Origin of the sequence: Sphingomonas sp. TDK1, from assembly GCF_001650735.1 — a bacterium.
Classification (GTDB): domain Bacteria; phylum Pseudomonadota; class Alphaproteobacteria; order Sphingomonadales; family Sphingomonadaceae; genus Sphingomonas.
This window is the reverse complement of sequence record NZ_LXVY01000034.1, coordinates 126837-143746: the sequence shown is the minus strand read 5'-3', so window position 1 is coordinate 143746 and position 16910 is coordinate 126837. Positions and strand designations below refer to the sequence as shown.

The window sequence follows — 16910 nt, the reverse complement described above, 5'->3', positions numbered from 1 at the left end:
ATTACCTCTACAGACTTAACGAACCGGCTCAGCGTTTTTTCGGTTTTTTTTGTGCAGTCTTGGGGGAGGCTCAGTCGGGGGTGACGATGGTCATCCAGGGCGTGACCCGGGTCACCCGCACATGGTGGGCAGCGGCCAGCGCGGAGAGCGCCTCCTGGGGGTGGCGGAGATCATAGACGCCGGTGACGCGCCGCGTCTCCAGGCCTTCTCCCCGCGCGAAGATGACCCCCCGATACCAGGGCCGTAGCGCATCGACGACGTCGAGGATCGGACGGTCGGTTGCCACATACTGGCCGTCGATCCAGCTCGCGATCCGCTCGGGCGGCGTGCCGGCGCGCAGCGCCGTGCCTGCGCCGCAAGCCATGTCGACCGTGTGGCCGACCGACAGAATCGCGACCGGTGCCGCGGTATCGCAGGCAACACGCACCCTGCCCCGCCGGACCGCCACGCCCACGCCATCCTCGTGCGCCTGCACCTCGAAGGCGGTCCCGAGGACGGTGATAGTGGTACCCGATGCGCCGATCTGGAACGGCCGCGACGCGTCATGCTTGACGTCGAAATAGGCAATGCCCTGAAGCCGCCGCACATGGCGCTGCCCCCCCAAATAGTCGACCGCTAGCGCGCCGCCCGGTGCCAGCTTGACCAGTGTACCGTCGGCGAGATGATATGTGCGTACTTCGCCGGTCGGCGCAATATGATCGGCGCGCAAATTGGTGAGGAGCCTCGGTCCGGCCCAGAGCGCAATGCACGCGGCGGCGATGCCCACGCTACCCACAAACAGGCGTCGGGCGAGACTGCGCCGCTGACGTCGCCGCTTGAGAGCTTGCTCGATTGATACAACCTTGGGAGACGGCGCGAACGCGAGCGAGATGGCATCCGACGCGTGCGCGGTGTCACTCCAGGCCTGCACGTTAACGGGACTGCCTGCGAGCCACGCTGCGAAGGCGACCCGCAACGCCGGCGCTTCCGGTTCCTCGTCGAGGCGGATGAGCCAATCTATCGCCTCGCGGTCAGCGCGTGCCTGCTCGATGGCGTCGACCCGTTGTGGTTCGCCCTCTTCGCGGCTGTCCATTAATTCGTCCTCATTGCCCGCGGCCAATCGCCCCGTCGCACGATCGAAGGATCCTTAAATGCTAGACGAACCGGATGGAGTTTTTTTTCGAAGCGGTGACAGGGGCGACAGCCTTATAGCTTGTCGCGGAGCGCTCTGCGGCAGCGCGCAACGCCCTCGGCGACCAACCCATGGGCGCTGGTCACCGAGATCCCGAGTTGCTCAGCAATGTCCTTGAGCTTGATGTCCTCGATCCGGTGCATCCGGACCGCGACCCGCATGCGTTCGGGCATCAGCGCCAGCGCGTTCTCCACGGCGCGCAACTCGGATCCGGAGATGATGGCGGCCTCTTGCGAGGGCGCTTCGCTCGGCACCTGCAGCGGATCCGCGTCGCTTTCATTATGGAAAAGCCGACTCTCCAGACCGCTGCGGCGTGCGCTGTCGAGCGCGAGGTTGCGCACGATCCGCGACAGATAGCTGAGCGGTTCGTGCATCTGGCGCTCGGCAAGGGCGGCGCGAAAACGCAGCCATGCTTCCTGAAGCACATCCTCGGCCTGTGCGCGATCGCGCGTGATACGATGCGCCTGCCGCAGAAGTTCGGATCGGTGGGACAGAAAGAGTTGCAGGGTCTCGGACTGTTGGGACAAGCCTTACCACCATGTGTCGCAATTGATGCCCCTGGTTGGCTGCCTGGGAGGTAAGCGGCCGCGATTCCTGCGAGCGATTCGCAAATACTGCCAGATACTCGCCGAGGCAAGCCTTTGCACACTGGTGGAAATCTCCGCGGTCTGCAGCACCAGGCGCACGCAGTTGCACACTGCGTGCTTCGCCTAAATCATGGCTCGTCAGAGGGACATCAGGCGACCTCCGCCGTGACATCGGAAAAACAAATTTGAGTGGAAGGAACTGGTGCGGACGAAGAGCAACCAACATGATGGCCCGGCCTGATCACGGATGCATGGGAGTTTAATTTTCTCCGGTTGGGCTCCTGGCCGACCTATTGGAAGCTTTCCAGATCGCCCCAATCAAAAAATCGTTGAATGCGGATGGTACTTTTGATGGCATCACACGCCTGCGGAAGTAATATTGCGTTTTATTACGTATGCTTATCAACACGCCCAAGGATCGGCAGGGGTCACCAACTTTTTCAATGGTTTAGCCGCTGTAGCGTTGGCGGTGGTCAAGTGTTCATCAAATATCTTTGCGCGGACGCGACCGGCTTTTGCTGGACGATTGCTCTCGGTCGCTCCCAGCGTCCTAGGGGGGGCGGCGTAGTCACCGGACCCATCAATGAGCGATTCGCTCGCGGCAGTTCCCCGACCAACTTAAGACGGTGCCATCAACGGGTGAGAACGACCGCTTGGGCTGAGAGCGGCCATCGGCGGCCATGATCGCTCCACTGGCCGTAGCGCCCTGATATTTTGATTTCGCGCTGGCGGCTCCCGCCGCAAAATTTTGGCAACTCGTTCTCGCTGCCGGCCCACATATGACTCACAGAACCGTGGCGATCACCCGCGTTCCGTTGCCGGCACGTGCCGTCGCCTGTCCGCAGGATCGGATCCGTGTCTGCGATCAAAACTCGAACGGCCGAGACGGCCAAGCCGAATCGGCGCCGCCCCAATGAGCGCAGTCCGACAACAAGGCACGCGCGGTGCAGACGTCCGGATAATGTTCGTCGCCTTCGATACGCGCGAGTGCGGGCACCAGGATGCGCGCCGCCTCGACCGGCGTCGACAGGCGGGCGAGCGACGTCGCGGCACGCAGCGCCCACAGCCCGGCACCCTGTGCCTCGGCGATCGCCAGCGCCCGCTCGAACTGGGCGCGCCCCGCCACGATGTCGCCGCTGCGCAGCCGATTCTCACCATCGGCCCGCAGGATTTCCGCAGTCGCCCAATGTGGCGCGCAGGCTTCGGCCCGCGCCAACGCTTCTGCATCGCAAAGCGCCGCGCAGGCGGTGATGAAGACGTCCTTGTCGTGCGGCAAGGGCGGGCGAATTCGGTCCAATGGATATGGCTGTAGCGACTTTCCCGTGCGCAGATCGGCGATCCGCGAGAACCACGCGGCTAGTTCGGCCATGTAGGTGAATCGGTTGTCGTCCGCCACACAGCCCAGCAGTTCGGCATAGTGCCGGGCCAGTTCGTCGTCGCCCAGCCACAGCGCGACGGGGCAGGCCGCGCTGCCCAGCAGATAGCAGAAAGAACTCGGATTGCGCATCCGCCGGGCATCGATCACCGTTTCCATAATGATTGCCCTGGCACTTTCCAGCCGGCCCTGGACTGCCAGCGTGACGCTGTGGTTGCCCCGCAATATCGTGGAATGATCGTACCGAAGCACCGCGCCATACGCGGTGCGCTCGCTGCCTTGGGTAACCAGTTCGGCCCCGATCGCCGCCGATTCTGCCACGCGCCCCACGCGAAAGGTCATTCCCGCGACCACCCGTCGAGCGAAATCCTGCAGATCGCGACCGGCGTCCGAGCTTTCGGCCGCCAGCATCTGCTGCGCAAGCGTGAGGGACGCGGGATGATCGCCCATGATCCCGCGCTGGCCCGAAAGCATCCACAGCGCCGTCGCCCGGGCCACCGGATCGCCGATCTTCTTGGCGATGCGCAGCACCTGCGTCGCCGCGCGCACGAACGCCTCGCCGGGCCGGTCGGCGTGAAACAGCAGCACGCACAGCCCGATCTGCAGCTGGATCTCCTCGGCCCCGCCACGCCGTCTCAGCGCGTCGAGCGTGACAAGCGCCTGTTCCAGCCAGCGATGATATTCGGCGAACTGCGACATGCCGAGCCACAGCGGGGCAGAAGCAAGAGTCAGGCGTATGCCCAACTGCTTGTCGCCTGACGCGCCCAGGGACCACGCCAGCGCCGCGCGCACGTCGTCGATCGCATTGCCATAACGGTCCCACCAGTCGGCGCGATCCAGCCGGGGCCAATCGGCCTGGGCGCGATCCAGCAGCGTTCCAACCCATTCCGCATGCCGGCGCGCCGCGATTTCCGCCTGACCGGAATCCTCCAGCTTGCGACGGGCATAGGCTCTGGTCGTTTCCAGCAGACGATAGGCCACGCCTTGCTGGTATCGCTCGATGCAGAGGAGCGACTTGGCCGCCAGTTGCAAGATGGCCTGCGCGGTCCGCCTGTCCTCCGCCCCGTTCGGCGCCGCGACCTGCACGGCAGCGGCAAGATCGAAGGTGGCGCGGAACAGGCTGAGACAACCGAACGCCAGCCGCTCGTCGGGCGCGAGCAGTTCGAAGCTCCAGTCCAGCATCGCTTCGAGCGTTTCATGGCGCGCGAGGGTGCGGCGACCAAAGGTAATGGACGACAGGCGCCCTGCCAGTCCGCTGGACAGCCCCTCCAGCCCCACCATCGGCATCGCCGCCGCCGCCAGTTCCAGCGCAAGCGGTAGCCCGTCCAGCGAACGGCACACTGCCGCGACCTGCCGCGCATTCTCCTCGACCAGCCGGAATCCGCCGGCCGCCGCTACCGCACGCTCTGAGAACAGCGCGACCGATGGGTTACTGGCGATGGCCGCCACCACATCCGTGGCAGCAGGTACTGGCAAGGGCTGGAGGTGCACCTGTACCTCCCCTGGCACCCTTAGCGGCTCACGGCTCGTCGCCAGCAACGTCACGCCCCGGCAGGATTGCAGCAGCGCCTCTGCGGCCCTGGCGGCGATATCAATCAGATGCTCGCAATTGTCGATCAGCAGCACGAGTTCAGCCGCGCGCAAGCGCTCTACCAGCTGTGCCGGCATGGTGTCCTGGCCCATGGGCGTTTGCAGCGCCGCGGCCGTGGCGGTGGCCACATGCGCAAGACTCGTGCAATTCGTCAGATCGACAAAACAAACGGCGGTGGCGGCACGAAGCTGTGTCAGCGCCGCCAACGCGACGCTCGTCTTGCCGATGCCGCCCGCGCCGACGATTGTGACGAGCCGATGCCTTGCGACGCTGTCCAACACTTCGGCGACACAGGCCTCGCGCCCGATCAGTGGATGGATCTGCACGGGAAGCGGAAGCGGACGGATTTCCGGGGAAATCGGCACCGGGGTCCCATTGCTTCCTCCCGCCTCGATCGTGACGTCGGCATGCAGCCGATAACCGCGGCCCGGTATATTGACGATCTGGACATCGCCCCCCGCCCCTGATCGCAGCGCCCGCCGGATCGCGGTGATGTGCACGCGAAGGTTGTTTTCCTGCACGAAGATGTTCGGCCAGACCCGATCGGAGATTTCCTGCACCGAAACGACCTCGCCCGCGCGCTCGGCAAGGAGCGTTAGGATCTCGAGCGCGCGCGATCCCAGGCCGACGCGAAGACCGCCGTTCAGCAGTTCCCCCCGTTCCGGGCGAAGCTCAAACACGCCAAACCGGATGCTCCGATCGCTCATGACCGTCTGGCGTCCAGCCCTCCCACCTACGTGCGCCCCGCGGACACGTTAGCGCTAACCGTATGCGCGAATTAGCAGCCTTTGGCATCCATTAAGTCGGCGCTTTTGGTCGGTTCCTCTAGGCGGACCACGCAGGGACGAGGACCGAGATTTGCTCGACGTCCCCAACGGCTTCGCATCAGGAGATAGTGTATGCGCCTCGCAACGATTGCGCCGCCGGTCGACGCCGGTGCCGTGGAAACCGCCCATCGGCCAACACCAGAGGCCGTGCGGGCGCAGCTGGAACGGCTTCGCGCCCATGCGTTTATCGGCTCGGACAAGCTGTACGCCTTTCTGCACTTCGTGGTGGAGGAAGCGCTGGCAGGACGGGCGACGACGCTGAAGGAACTGGTGATCGGCGTCGAGCTATATGGCGGGGTCGTCGAATATGACCCGCGTATCGATTCCGCCGTGCGCGTCGAGGCGCGCCGATTGCGCCGCAAGCTTGCGGCATATTATGCCGGGCCAGGCCGGGAAGATGCGGTGATCGTGTCGATTCCGACCGGCGGCTATGCCCCGCGCTTTCACCAGCGACAGGATTCCTCGCCCATAGCCGCGGAAGCGGCGGGCGCCGAACCGGGGATGCCGGTGCTGGCGGTGTTGCCGTTCACCGCGCTCTGCGTTCACGAAAAGGCTTTCGCGGCGGGGGTGACGGACGAGATCATCTACGCGGCGGAGCGCGACGCGCACCTCCGAGTGGCGCCGCGCGCGATCATGTTCCAGTTTCGCGAGAGCCGCTATTCGCTCGACGAGGTCGCCGCGCACGCCGGCTCGGATCTTGTGCTGCACGGCACGATCCGCCGGGTGCAGGAGACACGCCGGGTGTCGGTGGAACTGTCCAGTCGATGGGGGCAGGTCCTGTGGTCGGATCGCATCGATATCGTCGGCGAGGGCGAACTCGACGTGCAGGAACGCATGGCCCAGGCGATCCTCAAAAGGCTCCCGCGGGAAGCGCTGCGCGAAGGGGCATCCCGGACGCCGCCCGACTGAATCGCGCTTCGTCGGCGACAGGCGGGACGACGCCGCCCCCTGGCGCTTCACCCGCGCTAACAGGCACTCGCGTCCGGCGCGGCACCTCAGGATCTATCGCCGTGCAGCGCGGCGCATGCTCGGCGCAGCCAAAAGGTTTGACCCGTGATCCCACATCTTTTCACAGCCTGTCCGCACGCCCGCATTACCCTCGCGTCGGTGATGCGCACGCGCGTGCTCGGCGACGCGGTTCCGTCCGCATCGTCATGAGCGGGGAACATGCCTTCCGGGCCGAGGAGCGCCCGCTCTTCCCGGGGTCGCCCTTCTCGCCCCCGCATCCCGCGGAGCGGCGCCTCGGCTATTTTGCCATCGGCATGGTCCTGGCCGTTACCTCGACGTTCGGTAACGCACTCACGACGGTCAATGCGGGAAACGTGGCTGGCCCTCTCGGACTCTTCGCGGCCGAGGCGACCGCCCTGCCGGCGATCTATGTCGCGATCAACGCGACCGCCAACCTCTCGCTGGTGAAGGCACGGGCGCAATTCGGCATCCCGCAGGTAACCTGCCTCTTCCTCGGCATCTATGCATTCGCCGCGCTGGTCCATTTCGGCTTCGCGACATTCTGGGCGGCCGCCTTCGTCCGCGCCGCCAGCGGGATGGCAGCCGCCGCGCTGATTACGCTCGGCATCTATTATCTTATGCAGGCTTTCCCGCCCAAGGCAAAGCCGGTCGGCGCGGTGATCGGGATGGGCCTTTCTCAGCTCGGAACGCCGCTGGCCCGGATCGTTCCCGTCGGGGTGCTGGTCGACAACGGACTGTGGGGCCTGCACGCCATCGAAGTCGCCCTGGCGCTGGTCTCGCTCGCGCTCCTCCTCGCCCTGCCATTGCCGCCCAGCGAGAGGAGCACCGCCTTCGCACCACGCGATTTCGGTACAATTGCTTTGGCGACCGCCGGCTTGCTGCTGCTCTGCCAGGTCATCGGTCAAGGCCGAACCCTCTGGTGGTCCGACACGCCCTGGCTCGGCGTGGCGCTGGCAGCCTCCGTCGCTCTGCTCGCGGGTGCCGTTCTGAACGAGACGACCCGGCGCGATCCGCTGGTCCATTTCGAGTGGATCGGCACCTGGGGCATTCTGCGCTTCGCCGCCGTGGCGCTGATACTGCGGCTGGCACTCGCCGAGCAAAGCTATGGCGCGGTCGGCCTGCTGACGCTCGGCGGACTCAACAACGACCAGCTGAGGACACTCTTCTTCGTCGTCGCGGCCGCGATGCTGCTCGGCATCGTTGCCGCCGCGCTGACGCTGTCCGAACGCCGCTTGCCCTGGCAGGTTCTGGTCGCCGCCCTCATCATCGCAACCGGCGCATGGCTGGATAGCGACGCGACCACGCTGACCCGACCGGCACAGTTGATCCTGAGCCAGGCCCTGATAGGCTTCGGCACCACCTTGTTCGTGGGGCCGGCGCTTCTCTACGGCTTCCTACGCATGATCCAGCGGGGTGGCGATCACCTCGTCAGTTTCGTCGTGACCTTCAGCATCACGCAGAACGTCGGCGGGCTCATCGGATCGGCGCTGCTCGGCTCGCTGCAGACGATCTGGGCGCGCAACGCCAGCAACGCGCTTGCGGCCGACATGCTGGCGAGCGATCCGCAGGTCGTCGCGCGGATCGGCAGCGGCAGCGCGTCGCTGGCCTCCGTGCTCGCGGATCCCGCCCAGCGCGCCGCGCAGGGTGCAGGGGCGCTGGGACAGGCGATGGCGCGCGAAGCCGCCGTGATCGCCTTCAACGATACCTTCCGTTTCGTCGCCATGCTCGCCCTGGCCACGGCTGCCTATCTTTTCGCGACCCTGCTCGTCGCGCGCCACCGAGAGAAGACCAATGACAGCAATTGACGACGCCCCACCGCTGGGGAACGCGGCGCCGCAATGGCGTCCCGCCACCAAGCGCCCGATACGGATCGCCGCCACGGTGGCGCTGGCGCTTGCCGGCATTCTGCTCGTCCTTGCAGCCTGGAATCTGCCGCCGTTTGCGGGACGGGACGAGGCGACCGACAATGCCTATGTGCGCGGCCGGGTCACGGTCATCGCACCCCAAGTCAGCGGCTATGTCCTGCAGGTGCTGGTCCACGACTATCAGGTGGTCACGCCCGGCCAGATATTGGTGCGGATCGACGACCGCGTCTATCGCGCCCGCGTCGAGCAGGCACGCGCCAATCTCTTGGCGGCAGAGGCCGCGCTCGCCAATTCCACCCAGGCTCGCGCGTCCCGATCCGCCGGTCTGCAAGGCCAGGTGGCGGCAGCCGAAGGCGCCCGAGCGCAACTCGCCAAAGCGCGGGCCGACATGGCGCGGGCCAATGATCTTGCCCGCGACGGTTCGATCTCGTGGCGCGAGCGCGACCAGACGCTGGCGGCGCTTGCCCAGGCACAGGCCCAGCTACGCCAGGCGCAGGCTAGCAGCGAGATTGGCCGCCAGGACATACGAACGGTCGAGGTCGGCCGTGGCGGCCTCGAAGCGCAGGTCGAAGCCGCGCGCGCGCAATTGCACGCAGCCGAGATCGACCTGGAGCACACGGTGATCCGCGCGCCGGAGGGCGGCGTCCTCGGCGAGGTGGGCATCCGGGTGGGCAGCTACGTCACCAACGGATCGCAGCTGCTCGCGATCGTGCCGCCCGATCGGTGGGTTATCGCCAACTTCAAGGAGACCCAGACGGGGCGAATTCGTCCGGGCCAGCCGGCGCGCCTGACCGTCGACGCGCTCAACGGCGCCAGGCTGACGGGACATGTCGAGCGCCTGTCGCCCGCCGCCGGGTCGGAGTTTGCGGTGCTCAAGCCGGACAATGCGACCGGGAATTTCGTGAAGATACCGCAGCGGATCGGCGTGCGAATCGCGATCGACCCCGGCTTGCAGCAGGCAAGGAGCCTGCGTCCGGGGATGTCGGTGGAGGTCCGGATCGACACGAGCGTCCGGCCATGAGGGGACGGACCGCCACGGGCATCCTTGCCCTCCTAGTGTCGGCATGCGCCGGTCCCCGCCCGGCAACACCGCCGGCGGCCGAGGTGACGCCGCCCGCCCAGTGGCGCGAGGGTCGCGCAGGATCGCCCACCGCCATCGACGCGCAATGGTGGCGCAGCTTTGGGGACGCCACGCTGGACGGCCACGTCGAAGCGGCACTGGCGCGCAATGCGGATATCGCAATCGCCGCCGCGCGCGTCGAGGAGGCGCGCGCCCAGTTCGCCGCCGCACGCGGCGCGAGGATGCCGCAGGTGCAAGCCGCCGGCACGGGCGGTCGCACCCGCAACGTCAATCCCTTCGGGATGGACGTCGATCAGTGGGCAATGCAGGGCGAAGTCCAAGCGTCGTTCGACCTCGACCTGTTCGGCCGGCTGCGTAACAGCGTCGCTGCCGCCAAAGCACAGCTCCTCGCCACCGATGACAGCCGCGCAACCGTCCGGCTCGCCATCGCCGCAGGCGTAGTCAGCGGCTATGTCCAGCTACGGACGTTCGACGAGCGACGTGCGATCCTGCGCCGCACGCTGGACGCGCGCGCCGACACCCTCAAGCTCATTCGGCGCCGCGCCGAGGCGGGATATGGCTCGCAGCTCGACCTGGCGCAGGCCGAAGCGGAGTATCAGGCGGCAGCCCAGGTTCTCCCCACCGTCGATCTTGCGATCACCAAGATTGAGAACGGCCTCAGCATATTGCTTGATCGCGCGCCGGGTCCCATCGCGCGGGGATCGGCGCTGACGGCGCTGAGCATCCCCGCAATCCCGTCCCAGCTGCCGGCGCGCGTGCTTCGCCAGCGCCCCGATATCGCCGCGGCCGAGCAACAGATCGTCGCCGCCGATCGCGCGCTGGATGCGGCCCGCGCCGCCTTCCTGCCCGACATCAAGCTGGCAGCATCCGGTGGCGGTGTCGCATCGTCGCTGCTCCCGGACGATCCGCTTTCGATCTTCTCGCTGGGCGGCAGCATCCTGGCACCGATCTTCAACGGCGGAAGGATCCGCGCCCAAGCAGACGGCGCTGCCGCCCGCCGCGATCAGGCCGCCTTTGCCTATAGGCGGGCCGCCCTTGCCGCGCTTCGCGAGGTCGAAGACGGGATGGCGTCGGTCGAACGATACGGAGAACAGGAGGCATTGCTGACGCGCCAGCAGACCGCGCTCCTGCGGGTCGAGCAGCTTGCGTCGCGCCGCTATCGCGAGGGCTATTCGCCCTATCTCGAACAGCTCGATGCCGAGCGCAGCCTGTTGTCTGCGCAATTGTCGCTCGTGCAGGCGCGCAGCGATCGCCTGCTCGCGTCGGCCGCGCTTTTTCAGGCGCTTGGGGGCGGCTGGCGGCCTTCGGAGCTCCTGGAGCAATGATCCGTGGCACGCCTGATCTTGCGCTTGGTCGTCATGGCCCTGCCCGCTTGGGGTGTACTGGCGTTGAAACGATGCAGCGAGGGGTCTCCGCCCGAAGCGTCGCCATCGGGCAATGGCAGCGGACCAGCGCACTAACAGTCCCTCACATCAGAACCGCGATGAAAGCGTCTTTAGACCGGTAGCACAACGCGCGGTCCTGCCCGCTTTTGGATCCGCCTCGGCCCGAAATGGGTGCCCAGACCAATGGAGGTTCAAATGGAGTTGAGAAACAAGACAGCGATCGTCACGGGCGCGGCCAGCGGCATCGGCAAGGAAATCGCCCGCCACTTCCTCCGCCAGGGCGCAAACGTCGCCATCGCCGATCTGAACATCGACGCCGCACGCGCGACTGCGGATGCATTCGATCCGGGCGGCGCATCCGTCCTCGCCGTGAAGATGGATGTGACGGACGAGGGCGCGGTCGATGCCGGCGTGGGGGCGGCATGCGATCGATTTGGCGGAATCGATATCCTCGTCTCCAACGCAGGCATTCAGATCGTCTCGCCCGTCGACCAGTTCGATTTCGCCGACTGGAAAAAGATGCTCGCGATCCATCTGGACGGCGCGTTCCTCACCACCCGCGCCTGTCTCCAGCGGATGTACGCCCAGCAGCGCGGCGGCTCGATCATCTACATCGGCTCAGCACATTCCAAGGAAGCCTCCAAGCTGAAGGCGCCGTATGTCGCGGCCAAACACGGGCTGCTCGGGCTCGCCAAGGTCGTCGCGAAGGAAGGTGCCGATCACGGCGTGCGCGCCAATGTCGTCTGCCCGGGCTTTGTCCGAACGCCGCTCGTCGAGAAGCAAATCCCACAACAGGCGCAGGAACTCGGCATCACCGAAGCGCAGGTGATCCGCGACGTGATGCTCAAGGAGACCGTCGACGGGCAGTTCACGACGCTCGACGACGTTGCGCGGTGCGCGACGTTTCTCGCGGCATTTCCTTCCAATGCACTGACCGGCCAGTCGATCGTGGTCAGCCACGGCTGGGCGATGCAATAGCCAAGGGGACGATCCAATGAATATCGCATTGAAAACGGAGCGATTTGGGCGGGTCGGGCGCGTGCAGCACCCGGTTCCCTTCGATTGCATCGCGCTGGTTTTGCAGGGGGGTGGCGCCCTTGGCGCCTATCAGGCCGGCGTGTACGAAGCACTGGCCGAAGCGTCGCTCCACCCGAACTGGGTCGCCGGCATTTCGATCGGCGCGATCAACGCCGCGCTGATCGCCGGCAACCCGCCGGAGGTGCGCGTCGAAAAGCTGCGTGCCTTCTGGCAGACCGTCACCGCCGATCCCTGGTCGGACTGGGTCGGAACCCCCGGCCCATTCGGCGGAGACCTGGTCCGCCACTGGGCGAACCACTGGCATGCCGCCGACGCTGTCTTTCGCGGCGCCGAAGGCTTTTTTACGCCGCGGATGGTCCCCGCCTATCTCGCACCTGCCGGCACGCTGGACGCGATCAGCTTCTACGACACGTCCGCGCTGAAGACCACGCTCGAACGGCTGGTCGATTTCGACAGGATCAATGCGGGCGAAATGCGCTTCAGCGTCGGCGCGGTGAACGTAGCGACGGGCAATCTGGTCTATTTCGACAACCGGACGCACAGGATCCGACCCGAGCATATCATGGCCAGCGGCGCCCTTCCCCCTGCCTTTGCGCCGGTCGAGATCGAAGGCGAACATTACTGGGACGGCGGCGTCGTCTCGAACACGCCGCTCCAATGGGTTGTCGATGGTGCCGAGCGCCAGGACACGCTCGCCTTCCAGGTCGATCTTTGGAGCGCGCGCGGTGCCATCCCCCGCACGATGCCGGAAGTGATGACCCGCCAGAAGGAAATCCAGTATTCGAGCCGCACGCGGGCAAGATCCGATCAGTTCAGAAAGGAGCAGCAGCTGCGCAGCGCCTTGACCGAACTCATTTCGAAACTTCCCGATCATCTGCGCGACACGCCGGAATATGCGTTGCTCGCGCCGGAGTCCGATCGCAAGGTCTACAACATCATCCAGCTCATCTATCAGGCACATCGCACCGAGGGAGAGTCGAAGGATTTCGAGTTTTCCACGCGGAGCATGGAGGATCATTGGGCGGCGGGACTGTCGGACACGATCCGGACGCTGCGGCATCCGGAAGTGCTTGAGCGGCCGACCAGCGCCGATGGCGTCTTCACCTTCGACATCGCCGCCGACGGGAGGCTCTCATGAATATCTCCGAGGTTCGCAATCGCGCGTTCGCAATGCCGCTGACGCAACCCGCCTATCCGCCGGGACCGTACCGGTTCTGCGATCGCGAATTCCTGATCCTGACCTACCGTACCGACCCGGAGAAGCTCCGTGCGATCGTCCCCGAGCCGCTCGAGGTCGTCTCCGACCTGGTTAAATTCGAGTTCATCCGCATGCCGGACTCGACCGGCTTCGGCAACTATACCGAGGCCGGTCAGGTCATCCCCGTTCGCTTCCGGGGCAGGAGCGGGAACTACACGCTCAACATGTTCCTGAACGACCACCCCCCGATCGCGGGCGGGCGGGAGCTATGGGGTTTTCCCAAGAAGCTCGCCGGCCCAAGCCTCCAGACGGAGACCGACACGCTTGTCGGCACGCTGGATTATGGGCCGGTACGCGTTGCGACGGGGACCATGGGCTACAAGCACCAGAAGGGGGACACCGAAGCGACCTTGCACGCACTCGCCTCCCCCAACTTCCTTCTGAAGATCATTCCACATGTCGATGGAACGGCGCGCATCTGCGAGCTCGTCGAGTACCATCTGGAGGACATTCATCTGAAGGGCGTCTGGACGGGTCCAGGGGCCTTGTCGCTGGTCCCGCATGCGCTGGCCCCGGTGGCGGATCTGCCGATACGGGAACTCGTGTCGACGACCCATTTCGTTGCCGACCTCACGCTGGGACTGGGCAAGGTCGTGTTCGACTATCTCGAAAACAGGTAGGCGAGCTTTGGCTGCCGGTGACGACCCGTCGGGTCGCCCAGGCAGTTGATTACGCCCCACCGCGATCAGCGATGGGCTGGGATCTGGCCGATGCGGCGTCAGGATTGCCGCATGCCCTCCCCCGCCCCCCGGGCTTTATCGCATCTCGCCATGTCACGGTGAGACGCGATCGGCTATCGCCGGCGCACTCCTTGGTATCGGCTTCGCTCCCCACGGCGGCGCCGGCAAGACGCGCCGCCGAACAATGGACCGGCGGTATCGCCCCCCAATCCGCCGGTCCATTGTTCCCCTGAAGTACGCCGGTTCGATCGATCGCAGGGGCCGAACATTGTTGGAAAGGGATCCTGCCGATGCGAAAGATGGATCGAACCTCTCACGGCGATCAGAACTGCCCATCGGGTGATCGAAGGCCGCTTTTCACCGATATCGAGGCCCTGGCCCTTAGCGTCGGCGAGATGGACCTGGCCAAGGAAAGGTCGCGTCGCGGGCACGTGCTCAGCCGCTATTTCGAAGAGCCGAGCAATGCGCTCGCCGACCGTCGCCTTGAGGCGCTGCGGGCACTTGTAGTCAATGTCGGGATCGCCAGGGATGATGCCACGCTTGAGGCTGCGTGCGTCGAGGCGCTGGAGTTGGGAGTACGCCAAACGCAGATTGCCTTCGTTCTTGCGCGGCATCGTGCTTGGCGCTGCGAGAGCGACAGACACAGACGAAGCGGTGGCTAACGAGTGGCGCATTTGTCGCAAGCGGCGACAAGAGACTGGCCTTCGAACCGGTCACCCGCGATCAGAGGATGGATTCGATCCAGTCGAGCAGTTTCGCGCGGACATCCGCCCGGTTGATCTCGTTCAGCATCTCGTGCCGCCCGCCGTCATAGATGTCGCGCTGGATGTCCCGCATGCCCGCGGCGGCGTATCGTTGTATCAGAAGCTCTACGCCGGTGGCTTGCAGCCCGATCGGATCAAGCGAACCGGCCAGGCAATAAACCGGCAGATCCGGCCTGATCGCGCGCAGTGCTGCAGGATCGGCAAGGATCGGCGCGGCTCGTGCCAAGGACGCGGTCGCGTCATGATCCAGTGCCGCGAAGCACAGCGGGTCTGCGAGAAACGCATCGACGGCGCGAGGATCGCGGCTGAGCCAATCATGCGTTGTCCTGACCGGCTCGAATGCCCAATTGGTGAATCTGGCAGCGTCGAAGTTCAGCCGCTCCAACGCGTCGAACAGCGCATCCAGCGCGCCGGTTCCCGAAAGGGCCAATCCGGACAACAAGTCGCTCTGGGTGAGAATCAGCTGCTGGGCCGCGAAGGACCCCATGCTGTGAGCAAGCAGGAGGACGGGCAGCCCCGGATACCGAGCGCGGCATATCTCGAGCAACCGTCCCATGTCCGCGACGAGGCCTTCAAAACCTGCGTCGCCGAATGTTCCGGTCTCGCCCGTCGCAATTCCCGTCCTGCCATGGCCCCGGTGATCATTCCCGAGGACGGCAAGGCCGTGCCGGGCCAGAAAGGCCGCCGTTTCGGCGTATCGGCCGACATGCTCGCCCATGCCGTGCGCGATCTGGACGACAGCGCGGGGCTCGCCCTCTGCATGCCAGTGCAAACCCGCAATCACCTTGCCGTCGCACCCGACGAAGCGGAAATTCTCCACGAATGGCATGTTTTCGTGTTCCTTTCCTGTTGATTTTCAAGCGAAAGGGTCGGACCTGACCGCTCGGGATCACGTCCTTGAAGGGGCACGGTCCATGGGTGCCGGCAAAGAGCGTGGAATCCACTGTCTATCCGCAAAGGATGGACAGCCGCTCGCGGTCGATCGGGCCTTCGCCAGAATCGTGACCGCCCCCGCTCATTCTTGTGCTCTCGTTTCTTCCCTGGGAGCAGAAAGCACCCTTACGGAGAACCGAAACAACGCGGTCTTGAGGGCCCGGCGGGTGAGAAGGCGGTCATCCATCCCGCTACCGCCGAGGCGCGGCTCTTGGCGGAGCGTCGTTCGATCCCCGTGCGTGGGCGTCCGTACGATACGCCCCCCTCACGAAAGGCTGGCGCCCGAACGGCTCAGACCGCCTCCCCATTCCGCGTCGAGATCGTTGTGGCCGATGCGGGTGCTGCGGGCTCGATCGGCGCATCCAGTTCCACCGCATGCCAGGGATAGGGTGAAACAGGGTCGGGCGCCATCGCACTCAACTCGGCCGCGAACGCATGGTTCACGTCGCGGTGATGCGCTTCGTCCGCGCGGACCACCAGCACGACATCACGCAGCGTGGCATCGGCGGGCAAGCCCCAATAATGGCGGGCGATCTCCGGAGCAGGCCCGTTGGCACTGCGTCCTGCATCGATCTCCACGAGATAGTGCGTGTAGCTGATCACAGCTTCTTCCTCGAAATAGCCGACCAGGCGGTGCGCCGTCTTTGGGCTGATCAGGTACAGGGCAAAGAACCCGAAATAGAACAGCCACTGCACGACCATCACAATCAACCGCTCGAACAGCGTCGGCCGGCACACCTCAAGGAAGGTCATGAGATGCATCCGCTCGTTCTCGGCCTCTTCCATCAAGGTGCGGATCCAGCCGTGATCCGAGTCCATCCGGCGCAGGCAGCGCAAATGGGTCAGCGTAGCGCCGACCATGCCCGGCACCGCCGCCACCGTTTCGAGAACGATGGCACGGTGGCCGTAACGCTTCGCAAAGAACGTGTCGGCCGAGAAGCGCAGAAGCTTGGTCACCGCCAGCGCGAACCGATCGGATCCACCATCCGCTCGGTGGTGGACGGTAAGGTCGATCTCAGGAACCGGATTCATGGCGCATTTCCTCCATGCCACGGCACCCCGCGAAGCATTGCGCTGCGCGGTGGCACCAACTGCTGCGCGAGGCTCGACCGGATAGCGTGCCGCCACGCACGCCATCGCGCGCCCCTCCCCCCGATTTCGGGTCGATCGCGGGGTCGAAAGGTCCAGTCTCGCTACAGAACGGGACCGATCTAGCGTTGGTGGAGGTGCAGGCGACGTTAGGACAGGTGATGTGCTGCTGGCTTACGGTTAGGAACGTCGTTGATTTTGATCCGATTCAAACCATCTCAAAACATGGATGGTGTTCTCGATTTTTTACCGACTTCACTAATTAGAATGTTTTCTAATTTTCTCGATAAGCAATTC

At 65.3% G+C, this 16910-nt stretch carries 13 protein-coding genes; 8 read left to right on the top strand and 5 right to left on the bottom strand.

Features of this window, described 5'->3' with window-relative positions:
- Positions 1–70: 70 nt before the first annotated feature.
- The 3 genes from A7X12_RS17385 to A7X12_RS17375 all read right to left on the bottom strand — a co-directional run bounded on the left by A7X12_RS17385 (position 71) and on the right by A7X12_RS17375 (position 5431).
- Positions 71–1072, bottom strand: coding sequence for a FecR family protein (locus tag A7X12_RS17385; protein ID WP_064312717.1), 1002 nt, complete (start codon positions 1070–1072; stop codon positions 71–73).
- 113 nt (positions 1073–1185) lie between these two features.
- Positions 1186–1698: a sigma-70 family RNA polymerase sigma factor gene (locus A7X12_RS17380; protein ID WP_064312716.1), complete on the bottom strand. Its 513-nt coding sequence runs from the start codon at positions 1696–1698 to the stop codon at positions 1186–1188.
- Positions 1699–2623: 925 nt separating this feature from the next.
- Positions 2624–5431, bottom strand: a complete 2808-nt coding sequence (locus A7X12_RS17375) for an ATP-binding protein (protein WP_064312715.1) — start codon at positions 5429–5431, stop codon at positions 2624–2626.
- A gap of 192 nt (positions 5432–5623) precedes the next feature.
- Here A7X12_RS17375 and A7X12_RS17370 point away from each other — a divergent pair, with 192 nt between their 5' ends.
- The 8 genes from A7X12_RS17370 (at position 5624) to A7X12_RS17335 (ending at position 14489) form a co-directional block, all read left to right on the top strand.
- Entirely contained in the window at positions 5624–6460 is an 837-nt protein-coding gene (locus A7X12_RS17370) for a hypothetical protein (protein ID WP_064312714.1), read from the top strand.
- A 245-nt stretch (positions 6461–6705) separates the two neighbouring features.
- Positions 6706–8325 carry a hypothetical protein gene (locus A7X12_RS17365; protein ID WP_064312713.1) on the top strand — a complete coding sequence of 540 codons (1620 nt, stop codon included), beginning with the start codon at positions 6706–6708 and terminating at the stop codon, positions 8323–8325.
- Positions 8312–9406, top strand: coding sequence for an HlyD family secretion protein (locus tag A7X12_RS17360; protein WP_064312712.1), 1095 nt, complete (start codon positions 8312–8314; stop codon positions 9404–9406). The genes A7X12_RS17365 and A7X12_RS17360 overlap by 14 nt, the downstream gene beginning before the upstream one ends.
- The gene (locus tag A7X12_RS17355; RefSeq protein WP_064312711.1) at positions 9403–10791 is read left to right on the top strand and encodes an efflux transporter outer membrane subunit; all 1389 of its coding nucleotides are present in this window, start codon (positions 9403–9405) and stop codon (positions 10789–10791) included. The genes A7X12_RS17360 and A7X12_RS17355 overlap by 4 nt, the downstream gene beginning before the upstream one ends.
- Positions 10792–11046: 255 nt before the next feature.
- Positions 11047–11829: a 3-hydroxybutyrate dehydrogenase gene (locus A7X12_RS17350; protein ID WP_064313036.1), complete on the top strand. Its 783-nt coding sequence runs from the start codon at positions 11047–11049 to the stop codon at positions 11827–11829.
- Positions 11830–11845: 16 nt separating this feature from the next.
- A complete protein-coding gene (locus tag A7X12_RS17345) occupies positions 11846–13027 on the top strand; it encodes a patatin-like phospholipase family protein (protein WP_064312710.1) in 1182 nt (393 codons plus the stop codon).
- The gene (locus A7X12_RS17340; protein WP_064312709.1) at positions 13024–13767 is read left to right on the top strand and encodes an acetoacetate decarboxylase; all 744 of its coding nucleotides are present in this window, start codon (positions 13024–13026) and stop codon (positions 13765–13767) included. Before A7X12_RS17345 ends, A7X12_RS17340 begins: the two co-directional genes overlap by 4 nt.
- A 350-nt stretch (positions 13768–14117) precedes the next feature.
- Positions 14118–14489 carry a hypothetical protein gene (locus A7X12_RS17335; protein ID WP_064312708.1) on the top strand — a complete coding sequence of 124 codons (372 nt, stop codon included), beginning with the start codon at positions 14118–14120 and terminating at the stop codon, positions 14487–14489.
- A gap of 61 nt (positions 14490–14550) precedes the next feature.
- On the opposite strand, the gene A7X12_RS17330 is transcribed toward A7X12_RS17335, so the two are convergent.
- Both A7X12_RS17330 and A7X12_RS17325 read right to left on the bottom strand, forming a co-directional pair.
- The gene (locus A7X12_RS17330; RefSeq protein ID WP_084445642.1) at positions 14551–15420 is read right to left on the bottom strand and encodes an alpha/beta fold hydrolase; all 870 of its coding nucleotides are present in this window, start codon (positions 15418–15420) and stop codon (positions 14551–14553) included.
- Between the two features lie 395 nt (positions 15421–15815).
- Positions 15816–16556 (bottom strand): alternative oxidase, encoded by a 741-nt coding sequence (locus tag A7X12_RS17325; protein WP_064312707.1) that lies wholly within the window; start codon positions 16554–16556, stop codon positions 15816–15818.
- Between the last annotated feature and the right edge of the window lie 354 nt (positions 16557–16910).

Bases quoted from the DNA above. Each gene is read 5' to 3' on its own strand.
- A7X12_RS17370 (WP_064312714.1), top strand. From the start codon at position 5,624: ATGCGCCTCGCAACGATTGCGCCGCCGGTCGACGCCGGTGCCGTGGAA.
- A7X12_RS17340 (WP_064312709.1), top strand. From the start codon at position 13,024: ATGAATATCTCCGAGGTTCGCAATCGCGCGTTCGCAATGCCGCTGACG.
- A7X12_RS17325 (WP_064312707.1), bottom strand. From the start codon at position 16,556: ATGAATCCGGTTCCTGAGATCGACCTTACCGTCCACCACCGAGCGGAT.
- A7X12_RS17335 (WP_064312708.1), top strand. From the start codon at position 14,118: ATGCGAAAGATGGATCGAACCTCTCACGGCGATCAGAACTGCCCATCG.
- A7X12_RS17350 (WP_064313036.1), top strand. From the start codon at position 11,047: ATGGAGTTGAGAAACAAGACAGCGATCGTCACGGGCGCGGCCAGCGGC.
- A7X12_RS17330 (WP_084445642.1), bottom strand. From the start codon at position 15,420: ATGCCATTCGTGGAGAATTTCCGCTTCGTCGGGTGCGACGGCAAGGTG.
- A7X12_RS17360 (WP_064312712.1), top strand. From the start codon at position 8,312: ATGACAGCAATTGACGACGCCCCACCGCTGGGGAACGCGGCGCCGCAA.
- A7X12_RS17345 (WP_064312710.1), top strand. From the start codon at position 11,846: ATGAATATCGCATTGAAAACGGAGCGATTTGGGCGGGTCGGGCGCGTG.
- A7X12_RS17375 (WP_064312715.1), bottom strand. From the start codon at position 5,431: ATGAGCGATCGGAGCATCCGGTTTGGCGTGTTTGAGCTTCGCCCGGAA.
- A7X12_RS17385 (WP_064312717.1), bottom strand. From the start codon at position 1,072: ATGGACAGCCGCGAAGAGGGCGAACCACAACGGGTCGACGCCATCGAG.
- A7X12_RS17365 (WP_064312713.1), top strand. From the start codon at position 6,706: ATGAGCGGGGAACATGCCTTCCGGGCCGAGGAGCGCCCGCTCTTCCCG.
- A7X12_RS17355 (WP_064312711.1), top strand. From the start codon at position 9,403: ATGAGGGGACGGACCGCCACGGGCATCCTTGCCCTCCTAGTGTCGGCA.